Genomic DNA, 10,398 nt, shown 5'->3' on the forward strand with positions numbered 1-10,398 from the left:
GACTCGATGGGTCACGCGGACGCGAGATCGCCACTTCACGCGGAATCGTGCAACTTGCACTGGCCGCTCTGCATGAGGTCGACATCGTCGGGACGAAGGCCACTGCTGTTGTCGAGGGATACGGCAAATAAGCCTGGACCGCAGGACGGAGAGCTGGACAGTCCTCAGGGTTCTCCATTACTCCGACAAGTGGGATCGGACACACGGAAAATTGAACTCTGGCAGGTCAATAAGACGAATTCCTTTGTTACACAACCGATTTGCCGATAACCTAGGTTATGTAAAGTAGCGGTTTCCAAATATGGTAACTGACACTTGCCATGGGTTGCGTACGAGGAGCAGACTGACATTCGTGACTTCCCCGGCATCCAGCCATCTTGGCCGCCTCATCGATGAGTACCTGCGCCGCCACAGCGCTAGCATCGGCGGCCTGGCGGACAGGATAGGCATCAGCCGTCAGGCGCTGCGGCAATGGCGGGTTGGCGAAATACGGTCTCTTCCAACGCAACAGAACTTGAAGTCAGCAGCGGTCCAGATTGGCTGCTCGTATGAGCAGATACTCGATGCAGCCCTACACGATGCCGGCTATCTGGACGCCGATCGTGCCACCGCCGCCGATTCAACTCCCAGGACCGCTGGCGCAGCGTTCATTCATAACGTGATCGTCGCCGAAGGCTTCTCAGGGCGGGCGGACAACCGGGTGCACGAGTGGGCGCGCGGACCGGGAATCTGGACTGTGGCGCACCGCGGCTACAGCGGTTACCGCCGTCTGGATCTTTGGGCCTACCCCGACGAAGCTACCGCCCTCAAAGCCGCCGCCCGGCTCGGTATCGAGTGTGGTCTCGACGAAGATCAGGCAGCCGTTGACGCCTATGCACGCCATGACTATCGGGCAGTGCTGGACCGCCATCGGGAGACTGCCCCTGAGTGGCAGATTCTGACCGTCGAGCTGACCTACTTGGTTGGAGACAGCGACGAACTGGTGGCGACGTCCGCTGGCGTCGATCCCTACACCTCGCTCGACTGCCGAATCCCCGAGGACACGGACGCTGCCAGCGGTGAAGACCCGTGGGGAACACGCGCTGCTGACGACGAGGAATTGGCCCTGATGGAGAACGACGAGGAGTACAGCGAGATCGTCGAGCTAATCTCCTCTCGGCAAGCGACCCTCATCGCTAACGCGGCCGACGAGATTGCCGCCGCCATCCGATCTGACGCCGACGCCCTTGGCTCAGCTCCCGTCACCCCGGTCAATAGCAGCCAGCTCGATGTGCTTGCGACGCTGCCTTCGGTCACCTTCGGGCAGTCGCGGCTGTGGCGCTACCAACTGGCCGCTGCCGCCGACCGCTTGGCAGCCGACACCCGCCTCTGGGGGGCGCCCATCCCCCGGTGTACGGGCGAAGAAATGGTTCTTCACCTCGTCCTGCGACGGGCCCAGGCCGCCGCCCGCCCACGCCAGGTGCGACGCGGATCATGGGATCAGTTGTCCGAGGTCCTCTTTCAGGATCACGACGTACTGACGCTCTACGATCTGCCGCCGGAGGCCACCGAGTCACTAGCGGGCGGCGTCAATTTGCACCCTTTGCGTTGGTTCTCCGAATTCACCCTGCCGTTCCCTATGCCTGAACGACCTATCAGCCCGGTTTGATGTTGGACACTCACCTGAACTCCGAGAACTTCCCGTAGATACACCTTTGAGTCGGCTAGCTGCGAGAGGCCCAGGCCCATGGAAGGTCGCTGGGTGTCCGCCGGTGTCAGGTAGTTCCGGACATCAATGGCCCCCAGTCCGGCGCTATCAGGTAGTCGCGGATTCAGTCCCCACCTAGGTGCTGGGGATCGGGCATTGGGTTGAACGGGGGGAAGGTCATGCGTCCGGGCCGACGGGTGGTTGCCCTCACGGCTGTCAGCCCCTGCGAACGCCCCCACGCGTCCAACTTTTGTTTCGTCACCGAGGTTTTGTTTCGTTTCGTTTTGTTATGTCATTGAGGCGACGAAACGTCTATATTGGTCGCATGGACGAGAGCGATACCGCGGAGACCCTCGACCGGGACCACTGCAGCTATCCCGGATGCACGCGGCCGCGGCGCCCGGACCCGGCTACTGGACGGCCGTCGCGCTACTGCGAGCAGTCCGATGAGGGCGGTGGGCCGGTGCATAATCGCGCGTCGGCTTTTAAGGCCCGCCGAGCGAATCATCAGAGCGTGGTAACGCTGCAGGAAGAGCCCGGCACGGCGGCGCCCGTATCGATGGCGCGCGCGACCCTTGATCAACGGCTGGCCGAATTGCCTGGCCGTCTTGATGACATGCGAACCTACCTCGGCGAACTGGCATCGGTGGTCCAGGCCGCCAGCGACCTCGAAGCTGCCGGCGCGGAGGTGGAAGACGCGCATCGTGACGCATTGAGCAAGATCACCGAAGCCGAGCGTCGTACTGCTGCGGCCGAGCGCACTGCCCGCCTCGCAGAGGCTCGGGCCGAGCAAGCTGAGCGTGACCGGGAAGAGGCGGACGTACTTGCTGAGGAATCCGCTGCCGAGCTAGCGCGGGTGCGGGAGGAAACCCAAGTCCAGCTCGCAGCGATGCGGTCCGAAACAGACGCTGCAGTGGCCAGTGCCGAACAGCGGGTAGCCCACGCAGCCGCGGAGAACGCCGATCGTCTAGCGCAGCGTGACGCGGCCGTGGAGGACGCGAGGCAGGAGGCGTCAGCGGCCCGGATGGAGGCCGCAGCAGCGCTCTCCGCGCAGCGCGCGTCCGATGCGGAAGCGGCACGCGAGCGGGATACCGCAGCCCAGCTCCGCCGCGAGGTCGACGCCGCACGCGGGGAGATGGACGACACACGCCAGCGGATGCAAGTCGAGATCGACGCTGCTCATGAAGCTACGCAGCAGGCGGTCGCCGAAGCGGCAACACTTCGCGTGGAGCTAGCCACGAGTCGCGCCGAGGCCGATAGTGCCCGCCGGTCCGCTGAACATGACCGCACCGCCCTGGAACGGCTTCGAGAGGAGACCGTCGCCGAGCGCGATGTTCTTCGCCAGGCGCACGCCGAACAGCTCGCACAGGCCCAGCGCAATGCCGACGATCGGGTGCAGGCGCTCACCGAAGCTCTCGCAGTAGCATCGGCGGCTACTGAGGCGTTACGTGGCCAACTCGCAGCTCCGACTGCGCGCACACCTGCGAAACGCTCTACACCACGCAAGAATTCAGCACGCAAGACCGCGGGAACGGACCAGGCGGGTGAGTGAGCCGCACCTGGCGAAGCTGTCGGAAGCCGCCGAGCTGTGCGGGATTCCGACCGACGTCCTCAAGATGCTGGCCGCAGACGGGCTGCTCCCCCAGGTTGTGCGCGGCAAAGCCGGCCACGTCTACTTCCCTCGCGACACCATCCCGACATGGACGGAATGCGTCAACCTGCTCAAAGAGCAGCGCGACCGCCATCTCCGCCGTGCCGCGTCCGCACTCCGTCGCCTGGAGACCGAGCTGGAGGCGGTCCGAAACGACATCACCGAGGCCCGCGAATACCCGCAGCAGACACTCGGCATTGACATGATGAGTTTCGGCCACTGGCCCTACGACCGAATGGGATCCTCGCTCCGAGGCCAACCACTCATCACCGGCGTCCTGGAGCAATTCACCTCCGAGCGACTGTCGATCACCCGCTACCACGACGCCTACCTCGACGCGCTGGCCTCCGAGGGCCGACACCCTCACGACGAATCGCTTTGACGGGGCCGGGCTCATGCTGGCGGCGAAGCCCCAGCCGCCCCCTCCGGTAGCAGAGAACCATCGGGTCCGCGTACATACCCAGCTGGCGGTGAAAGCGGCAGCGGCACAACTACTCCCCCGGTACTTGCCGCGTACTGGGCAGCCTCGTCGGCCTCTTCATCGGTAAAGACCCGCACCGCGGCGGGCCGTCCCTCGACGCGCACCAGCACAGCGACGCGCACATCGCCGGCGCGCTTGCGCGGCCCCTGCCGAACGGACAAACCGCCAACGTCATCACTCATCAGGCCATTGTCGCCGCGGTGGCCGACAGCGCCGCGCAACCCCGCTCGCCAACCAACGACCCGCTCCCGCCTATACGTCACATCTGAGCCGAGAATTGCGCTTATCTATGCGCTTGATAGTGGTGTAATATGTACACTGTGAGTAAGCGTGTGAGCCTCATCCTCGGCGACTCCGACGAGGCCGTGATAGCCCCGTACCTGAATCAGGGATCGCCGGCGTACGAGGTGTTGCGACACTGGGCCAGCCAGCACGATGTCGACGACATCAAGTCGGAAGCCGCGGCGTTGCGGGCGCTGCTCCAGGCGGGCGCCGAGGCCCTCCAGGAACATGTCCTCGACGCCGGCTACGCCGAGCTGGCGACCGAGTTCAACAGCGAACCGTCTAACGCTGAGCGCCGGACCGCGCGGGACCGCTATGCGCGCCGGGGCCAGGGGCGTCAGTGAGCCGCGCGCTACGCAGCCAGGCGTACCGGGTGGACCTCGGGCATGGCGCGAAGCCATGGGTCATCCTGAGCAACAACTCGCGGAACAGAAACCTCGATACCGTTCTCGCGGCACGGATTACGACTACGAGCAAGCACTCGCACGTCCCCACGGTCGTGCCGTTGACCGCGGCTGATCCGCTGGTGGGCTTCGTCTTGGTCGATGACATCGTGCAGCTGTACCACGATGAGCTGACCGAATCGTTGGGCACCTTGTCGCCATCGACCATGGCGGAGATCAGCAAGGCACTTCGAATCGCACTTCCCTAATGGACGATGGGCAACGAATCATGCGGCGAGGCAACAACTACAGCGGAGCCCGGTGGGCATTTCGTGCACCCACATCAGGCGATAACCCGCGCGCCGTGACGCCCAAGGGCACCGCCCGGCCGCTATGTCCGTCGTGTGGGCGCGGGTATGTCATTCGGCGCGGCGCGCAGAGATGTTTCACGCTGCCCGGCGCCCCTCGCTGCGAGCGCGATACAGCAACAAAAGCCCCTGCGCCGCAGCGCGGCCGGGCCGCGGTAGCACACCTCGGCATAGCGTGCGGGCTGATCGCGGCCGCGACCTCCTGCACGCCCTCATCCCCAACGGCGGACGCCACACCCGCCGCGGTGAGCGCAACAGTGCTCCGAGCTGTAGACGGAGACACACTCGATGTTCGCGACGACACCCGCGGCCGCCTCCGCGTGCGACTTCTAGGCATCGATTCCCCGGAACTGCACAAGCCCGGCTGGTCGGTCGGATGCTGGGGCCCCGAGGCGGCGCGGTTCGCGGCGGACACCCTCACTGGGCAACGCATCGCGCTCGTCACCGACCCCGGGCAGGACTCCCACGACCGCTACGGCCGGACTTATCTGCACTAGTCAACTCGGACATCCGGCGAGGTCCCGTCACGTGGCTCGGACCTCGCCCGAGGGGATTTCCACTAACGCAGTCACGGCAATCACAGGTCTCATCGACCTACCGACATCGAGGATCTGAGACAAGCCGTGTGCGACAAGAAATGAGACACCCGACCTGGAGCGATGTGACCACAATGCCAGCCGCGCGGGAGCGTCTCATTTCTTTGAATTTGAGACAGGCAGGGTTCTCACAAGCGGTGCCGAGATCAGCTAGCCAGTGAACGGCAGGAAAACGATGGCGTGCCCAGCGCGTTGTCCCTGGTCGGCCGCCGCTATCGGTGGGTCGACCAGCGCGCGCCAGGTCTGGCCACGCTCTACCGTAGAAGACAGATCAGACGCCAAAGAAAGGGGTCCAGTTGTCCGGGTCGCGCAAAACTCCAGTGCGTAAAGCGCCCGACGATGCCGCTTTGGCCTGGGAGCTGGCTGCCACCGCGCGCCCGCATCTCAGCAGAGTCGAGGCCGACCGCATTTACATCACCCTGGGTATCGGCGAAACGTTCACCGCAATCGACGCCCTGATCACCGCCATCGCGCGCAACCACATCGCCCTCAGCGACGACCTGGTGGCCGCCACCGCCAGCTGGCTGGACTGCTACCTCGGGCAGGGTGACGAACCACGTCTGCGTCACCTTCTCGGCGCGATCATTGCCGCTGCGTCCCAACAAAAGATGCCCGCCGCCCACAAGCGAACCGATCCTAGGCTGGGCGACGCCACCCACACAGCGTGATCTCGACGGGTTCCATGCCCTCAGGAGACGGTTAGATCAACCCGACGTCAATGTCAGGAGGCGTTTGCCTCGCTCACCTGCACCGCGCTACGGCCGTGTCTCGGGAAACCGTTCGTAGATGCGGTTGACGTACCCGTGGATTTCGGAGAGTTCACCACGCAGCACACGCTCTCGCGGCCCTGCGGATGACCCCGCGGGGCGTTGCCGTTCGAACTTCTCGATCATCCTCGTTGTGTGAATCATGTTCTCTTGCAACGATGCCAACAGTCGGCGTGCCTGCGCCAAGTCGGACTCGTCATTGCTCATTTCATAAATCATCGCATTTGCCTGACCTCACGGATTCAATGGCCGGGTGTGAGGTGAACGGGCGCCATCTCTGCGGTTGACGGCACCTGGCCACGGGGGCAAGCTGGCGAAGTGCCGGAGATCGATGAGCGGGTCATGGTTGAAGAAGTCGAGCGTCGACTAGCAGACCGCCACACAGACGTCCCAGTAGAGCGCATCAACGCGATCGTCCAGGGCGCCTACGCCCAGTTCGAACACAGCCGGATTCGGGACTTCGTTCCATTGTTCGTCGAGCGCAGAGCGCACGCGCAACTCTCCCAGGGCTGACCAAGGCCGGAGAGCCCATGGCCGCCCGTCCATCGACTCCGAATTAGTCACGCCGGATGGGTCGACACCGCGGCGGCGATGCGGTCCAAAGCTTCGGCGTTCACGCGGTAGTAGGCCCATTTGCCGCGTTGATCTCGGCTGACGAGGCCGCTGTCGACGAGCAGTTTCATGTGGTGCGACACCGTGGGTTGGCTCAGGCCGAGTGGTTCGGTGAGGTCGCAGATGCAGGCTTCGCCGCCCTCAGAGGCCGCGATCAGGGACACCAGCTTGACCCGGGCGGGGTCAGCGAGGGCTTTGAACACCGAGGCGAGGCGTTCGGCGGCCGGGGTGTCGAGCACGCCGCCGGTGAGCGGTGAACAGCAGGCAGCCACGTCGCTGGAGGTCAACGGTGCGATCGCGGTAGCCATGTCATCCATGATGACACACGCATTGACAAATATCGATGGGTCGAGCACCATCGATCCCATCGAAGAACGTCGATAAGAGGAGGTTGAGCATGTCGGAGTTGCCCGTCGTGGTGATCGGGGCCGGACCGCTAGGTTTGGCGGCGGCCGCGCGCCTGCTGGAGCGTGGACTCACCCCGTTGGTACTGGAGGCCGGCGGCAGCCCAGCGTCGGCGGTCGAGCAGTGGGAGCACGTGCGCACGTTCTCCCCGTGGCCCGAGCTGGTCGACCCCGCCGCTGCGCGGCTGCTGGAATCGACGGGCTGGACTGCTCATGAGGCGGGGTTCCCGACCGGTCGGGAGTGGATCGACGGCTACTTGGCGCCGCTGGCCGGTGCCCTGGGCAAGCGCGTGCAGTACGGCGCGCGAGTGGAGGCAGTGTCGCGGCTGGGTCGCGACCGACTGGTGAGCCCGGGCCGGGCGGAGACGCCGTTCGTCGTGCACGTGAGCAATGCTGACGGCACGGAGTGCCGGGTGCAGGCCCAGGCGGTCATTGACGCCTCGGGCACCTGGGGCCAGCCCAATCCTGCTGGCGCTGACGGAGTTCCCGCGATTGGGGAACGCGCGGCCGCAGCCTCGGGTGTGCTGACCTACGTTCCGCCGACGCTCGCGCAGGCCTCAGGGTTGGCGGGCAAGCATGTGGTGGTGGTCGGCAGCGGGCATTCGGCGATGACCGCGGTGATTCAGCTCGGCGAGGTGGTGCGCAAGGATCCCTCGACGACGGTGACGTGGGTGCTGCGCCGCGGGGTGTCGGAGGACACCTTCGGCGGTGGTGCCGCCGATGAACTGCCCCAGCGCGGCGCTCTGGGTGTGCGCTCGAAGGGGGCGGTCGAGGCCGGCCGGGTGTCCCTGACGACCGGGTTCCGCACCGAGCGCATCGATCTGGTCGACGGCCAGGCGGTGGTGACCGCCGAGGACGGGCGGGCTCTGGCGCCGGCTGATCACGTGGTGGTCCTGACTGGGTTCCGGCCAGACCTGTCGTTCCTGTCGGAGATGCGCATCGAGCTGGATCCGATCTTGCAGGCCCCGGTCAACTTGGCCGGCTCGATTGATCCGAACATGCATTCCTGTGGCAGTGTGTTGCCGCACGGCGCCGCCGAGTTGGCCCACCCGGAGCCGAATCTGTACATCGCGGGGATGAAGTCCTACGGGCGGGCGCCGACGTTCCTGGCGATGACCGGCTATGAGCAGGTCCGCAGCATCGCTGCCGAACTGGCCGGTGACCACGAGGCCGCCCGCCGGGTGGAGCTGACATTGCCTGATACCGGGGTGTGCAACGGAGCCGGGTTGTTTGACAGCCCCGAGGGTGAGAACGCCGGCGGCGGGTGCTGCGGACCCGCGCCGTCGACACTGCAACCGTTGTCGTTGTCGCTCAACCCCGTTGGCGGATGACACCGGCGGGTTCTTCTGTGGCACCCAGCGCAGCCCGGCATGGGCTGCGCTGGGTGCTGGTGACGTTGTGCGTCACCGAGATCACTAGCTGGGGCGTGCTCTACTACGCCTTCACCGTGCTCTCCGAGCAGATCAGCGCCGACACCGGCTGGTCCGCCCCAGCGGTGACCGCGGCGTTCTCCGCCGGGTTGGTGACCTCGGCGGTGGTCGGCATCCCGGTCGGGCGGTGGCTGGATCGGGTGGGTCCGCGCTGGATCATGACTGCGGGCTCGATCCTCGGCGCGCTGTCGGTGGTGGCGGTCGTCGCGGCGCCGACCTACGGGTGGTTCGTCGCGGCGTGGGTTTTGGCTGGGGTGGCGATGGGCGCGGTGTTCTACGCACCGGCCTTCGCCGCGCTGACCCGGTTCTTCGGCACCGACGCGGTCCGCGCACTAACGGTGCTGACGCTGGTGGCCGGCTTCGCCAGCACTGTGTTCGCCCCGCTGACTGCGGCGTTGTCCGCCCAGATGAGCTGGCGCCACACCTATCTCGTCCTCGCTGTCATCATGGCGGTAATCACCATCCCCGCGCACTTCTTCGGGTTGCGGCGCCCGTGGCCGCCGGTGGTCACCCAGCATCACCATGTCGAGGCGCCGGGCCGCACCGCGCGCAGCGTGCCGTTCCTTGCCCTGGTGGCGGCGTTTGCGCTGGCCGGGCTCGCGTCGTATGCGGTGATCGCCAATTTGGTCCCGTTGATGAGCCAACGCGGGATCAGCACCGGGGCTGCGGCGGTCGCGCTCGGCCTGGGCGGCGCCGGGCAGGTGCTGGGTCGCCTGGGCTATCAGAGCTTGGTGCGCCGCGTCGGTGTCGTGCCCCGCACGGTGCTCATCATGGCCGGTGTCGCCACCACCACGGCACTGCTGGGGGTGTTCAGTTCCTACGCCGCGTTGGTGGCGGTGGCCATCGGTGCCGGCGTGATGCGCGGCATCATGACGCTGCTGCAAGCCACCGCGGTCACCGAACGCTGGGGGTCCACCCACTACGGCCATCTCAGCGCCTATCTGAATGCCCCGATCATGGTCGCCACCGCGATCGGACCGTTCGTCGGCGCGGCGTTGGCCAGCCTGCTCGGCGGGTACGCCGCGATGTTCGTTGCCCTCGGCGCAATCGCCGCGGTGGGGGCGCTGCTGGCGTCGGCCACCAGACCAAGGCTTGCCGACCCGTCCGGGGTGAATTTGGCTGTCAGCCAGCGCGGCTGATCACCTGTGGTCGGCGTGGGTGCGCCGGGGGCGGCCGGGTCCCGCGTCCGGGGTTCCATTGCCAGCCCGGTAACGCATCCAGCAGGTGGATGCGTTCGGCGTTGAGGGCGCCGCGGCGGCGTTGCCGGCGTTGGACGGTGACCCACCAGCCGAGCCGAAACCCGTCGACAACCGCATTCTGTCGCGGCCGTGCGTGGCCCTGAGCGTCGCAGAAACGTTGCAAGACAAGGTATCCGACGCTCCACGGGTCGGGGCAACAGTTATCGGCGAACAGGGCGGCCAGGACCGCCCGCCGTTCGGCGGACAGGACACCGGCGCGGCAGTCTTCGTGGCAGCGCTGCCACCATCGCCCCAACGCGAACCCGTTGACCCGAAGATCGCGGTGCAGCATCGCCAGGTCGCCGCCTGAGTCGACGAACTCCACTAACATCGTCAGACCCTGGCGCCACCGGTGCTCGTCGGGATCCCAGTCCCAGCCGGGCAACGCGGACAGCGCGTCGATCTGGGCCGGTGACAGCAGGCCTGCCGCGTAGTCGGCGCGCTGTCGCGCACACCAGGCCTGCAGATCGACGCCACCCGCCCGGCGGGGGTAGGGAGG

General features: G+C 66.1%; 14 protein-coding genes. 10 read left to right on the forward strand and 4 right to left on the reverse strand.

Going from position 1 to position 10,398, the window contains the following annotated elements; genetic code table 11:
• The first annotated feature begins 352 nt into the window (after positions 1-352).
• From WBB07_RS11265 to WBB07_RS11275, 3 genes are all read left to right on the forward strand, one after another.
• Entirely contained in the window at positions 353-1,648 is a 1,296-nt protein-coding gene (locus tag WBB07_RS11265; protein WP_202931606.1) for a helix-turn-helix domain-containing protein, read from the forward strand.
• A gap of 553 nt (positions 1,649-2,201) precedes the next feature.
• A complete protein-coding gene (locus tag WBB07_RS11270) occupies positions 2,202-3,239 on the forward strand; it encodes a hypothetical protein (RefSeq protein WP_526307642.1) in 1,038 nt (345 codons plus the stop codon).
• A complete protein-coding gene (locus WBB07_RS11275) occupies positions 3,232-3,720 on the forward strand; it encodes a MerR family transcriptional regulator (protein ID WP_094295094.1) in 489 nt (162 codons plus the stop codon). The genes WBB07_RS11270 and WBB07_RS11275 overlap by 8 nt, the downstream gene beginning before the upstream one ends.
• 11 nt (positions 3,721-3,731) lie before the next feature.
• On the opposite strand, the gene WBB07_RS11280 is transcribed toward WBB07_RS11275, so the two are convergent.
• A complete protein-coding gene (locus WBB07_RS11280) occupies positions 3,732-4,001 on the reverse strand; it encodes a hypothetical protein (RefSeq protein ID WP_094295093.1) in 270 nt (89 codons plus the stop codon).
• A gap of 129 nt (positions 4,002-4,130) precedes the next feature.
• Here WBB07_RS11280 and WBB07_RS11285 point away from each other — a divergent pair, with 129 nt between their 5' ends.
• The 4 genes from WBB07_RS11285 to WBB07_RS11300 all read left to right on the forward strand — a co-directional run bounded on the left by WBB07_RS11285 (position 4,131) and on the right by WBB07_RS11300 (position 6,116).
• Positions 4,131-4,445 (forward strand): hypothetical protein, encoded by a 315-nt coding sequence (locus WBB07_RS11285; RefSeq protein WP_419125589.1) that lies wholly within the window; start codon positions 4,131-4,133, stop codon positions 4,443-4,445.
• Positions 4,446-4,474: 29 nt separating this feature from the next.
• The gene (locus tag WBB07_RS11290; RefSeq protein WP_431961490.1) at positions 4,475-4,753 is read left to right on the forward strand and encodes a type II toxin-antitoxin system PemK/MazF family toxin; all 279 of its coding nucleotides are present in this window, start codon (positions 4,475-4,477) and stop codon (positions 4,751-4,753) included.
• A gap of 344 nt (positions 4,754-5,097) precedes the next feature.
• On the forward strand, positions 5,098-5,349 hold the full coding sequence (locus WBB07_RS11295; RefSeq protein ID WP_419125590.1) for a thermonuclease family protein: 252 nt from the start codon (positions 5,098-5,100) through the stop codon (positions 5,347-5,349).
• A 419-nt stretch (positions 5,350-5,768) separates the two neighbouring features.
• Positions 5,769-6,116 carry a hypothetical protein gene (locus WBB07_RS11300; protein ID WP_048424145.1) on the forward strand — a complete coding sequence of 116 codons (348 nt, stop codon included), beginning with the start codon at positions 5,769-5,771 and terminating at the stop codon, positions 6,114-6,116.
• A gap of 87 nt (positions 6,117-6,203) precedes the next feature.
• Here WBB07_RS11300 and WBB07_RS11305 read toward each other — a convergent pair whose 3' ends face one another.
• A complete protein-coding gene (locus WBB07_RS11305) occupies positions 6,204-6,422 on the reverse strand; it encodes a hypothetical protein (RefSeq protein WP_048424144.1) in 219 nt (72 codons plus the stop codon).
• A gap of 111 nt (positions 6,423-6,533) precedes the next feature.
• On the opposite strand from WBB07_RS11305, the gene WBB07_RS11310 reads away from it, so the two are divergent.
• A complete protein-coding gene (locus tag WBB07_RS11310) occupies positions 6,534-6,728 on the forward strand; it encodes a three-helix bundle dimerization domain-containing protein (RefSeq protein WP_048424143.1) in 195 nt (64 codons plus the stop codon).
• A 47-nt stretch (positions 6,729-6,775) separates the two neighbouring features.
• Here WBB07_RS11310 and WBB07_RS11315 read toward each other — a convergent pair whose 3' ends face one another.
• Entirely contained in the window at positions 6,776-7,135 is a 360-nt protein-coding gene (locus WBB07_RS11315; protein ID WP_048424177.1) for an ArsR/SmtB family transcription factor, read from the reverse strand.
• 89 nt (positions 7,136-7,224) lie between these two features.
• Between WBB07_RS11315 and WBB07_RS11320 the strand changes: the two genes are divergently transcribed.
• Both WBB07_RS11320 and WBB07_RS11325 read left to right on the forward strand, forming a co-directional pair.
• Positions 7,225-8,562: an NAD(P)-binding domain-containing protein gene (locus WBB07_RS11320; protein ID WP_419125592.1), complete on the forward strand. Its 1,338-nt coding sequence runs from the start codon at positions 7,225-7,227 to the stop codon at positions 8,560-8,562.
• The gene (locus WBB07_RS11325; RefSeq protein WP_048424141.1) at positions 8,559-9,800 is read left to right on the forward strand and encodes an MFS transporter; all 1,242 of its coding nucleotides are present in this window, start codon (positions 8,559-8,561) and stop codon (positions 9,798-9,800) included. Before WBB07_RS11320 ends, WBB07_RS11325 begins: the two co-directional genes overlap by 4 nt.
• On the opposite strand, the gene WBB07_RS11330 is transcribed toward WBB07_RS11325, so the two are convergent.
• On the reverse strand, positions 9,784-10,398 hold a 615-nt coding region (locus tag WBB07_RS11330), incomplete at its 5' end, for a Helicase associated domain protein (RefSeq protein ID WP_526307646.1). The two genes, WBB07_RS11325 and WBB07_RS11330, sit on opposite strands and share 17 nt — an antisense overlap.

This window comes from Mycobacterium sp. (assembly GCF_049647605.1).
Taxonomy (GTDB): Bacteria; Actinomycetota; Actinomycetes; order Mycobacteriales; family Mycobacteriaceae; genus Mycobacterium.